Here is a 986-nt window from a genome sequence, read left to right on the forward strand (position 1 = left end):
GTCCTCAAGCGCCGGACGGGCTGGGTCGGGCGGGCTAGAGGTGCCTGATGTCGTTCACCGAGAAGCGCGGTGCCCGGCGCTCCGGGCGGACGCCGGTGAGGAGCACGAGGCGGCAGGCCCGGTGCCGCTGGCCGGCGTACGGGGCGAGGAGTTCGAGCATTCCGGCGTCATCCGTGCCACGGATCCCCGTGAGCGCGTACCCGATCGTCTTGGGCAGGTGGAGGTCGCCGACGGTCACCGCGTCGGGAGCGCCGTTGCTGCGCTGGAGGGTCTCCGCCGCCGTCCAGGGTCCGATGCCGGGCACGGCCTGGAGCCGCGTGGCGGCCCGCTCGTCGTCCATCGCCGCGGCCTCTTCGAGGCGGGCGGCCACGCGGGCCGCGCGGACGACCGTCGCCGAACGCTTTCCGTCGACGCCGGCCCGGTGCCATTCCCAGGACGGCAGCAGCGCCCAGGCGCGCGCGTCGGGCATGACGCGCATCCGGCCGGCCGGGCCGTCCGCCGGGCCGGGGGCGGGTTCGCCGTGCCGCTGGAGGAGCAGCCGCCAGGCGCGGTACGCCTCGTCGCTGGTGACCTTCTGCTCCAGGATCGAGGGGATCAGCGACTCCAGCACCAGCCCGGTCCGGGCCAGCCGCAGGCCGGGGTGGCGGCGGTGTGCCTCGTGCAGGAGGCGGTGGCGCGGGGTGAACGCGGCGGGGTCGTCGTCCGCGCCGAGGAGGGCGGGGAGGGTGTCCAGGAGCCAGTCCGCGCCCGGGCCCCACGCTTCGGCGTGTACCTCGCCGCCTCGCGCGGCGATCCGGACGGTGCCCGGGCCCTCCGGGGTGCGGCTGGCCCGCCAGACCGCGCCGTCCGGCGCCACGCGGTACGCGGGGTCGCCGGGGCCGCGCGCCAGGACGCCGAGGGTGCGTCCCAGGTCGAGGGGGCCCGGCGGGGCCCAGGTACGGGTGGCCATCCGGCCAGGGTAACGCCGGGGCCGGGGAGGACGCGGG

At 77.9% G+C, this 986-nt stretch carries 1 protein-coding gene; it reads right to left on the reverse strand.

The genetic code is table 11. The features are described 5' to 3' along the window. Nucleotides 1–34: 34 nt before the first annotated feature. Nucleotides 35–949 (reverse strand): DNA-3-methyladenine glycosylase family protein, encoded by a 915-nt coding sequence (locus ACSNOK_RS33240; RefSeq protein WP_436784506.1) that lies wholly within the window; start codon nucleotides 947–949, stop codon nucleotides 35–37. Between the last annotated feature and the right edge of the window lie 37 nt (nucleotides 950–986).

This window comes from Streptomyces sp. URMC 126 (assembly GCF_051386555.1).
Classification (GTDB): domain Bacteria; phylum Actinomycetota; class Actinomycetes; order Streptomycetales; family Streptomycetaceae; genus Streptomyces.

Bases quoted from the DNA above. Each gene is read 5' to 3' on its own strand.
- ACSNOK_RS33240 (WP_436784506.1), bottom strand. From the start codon at position 949: ATGGCCACCCGTACCTGGGCCCCGCCGGGCCCCCTCGACCTGGGACGC.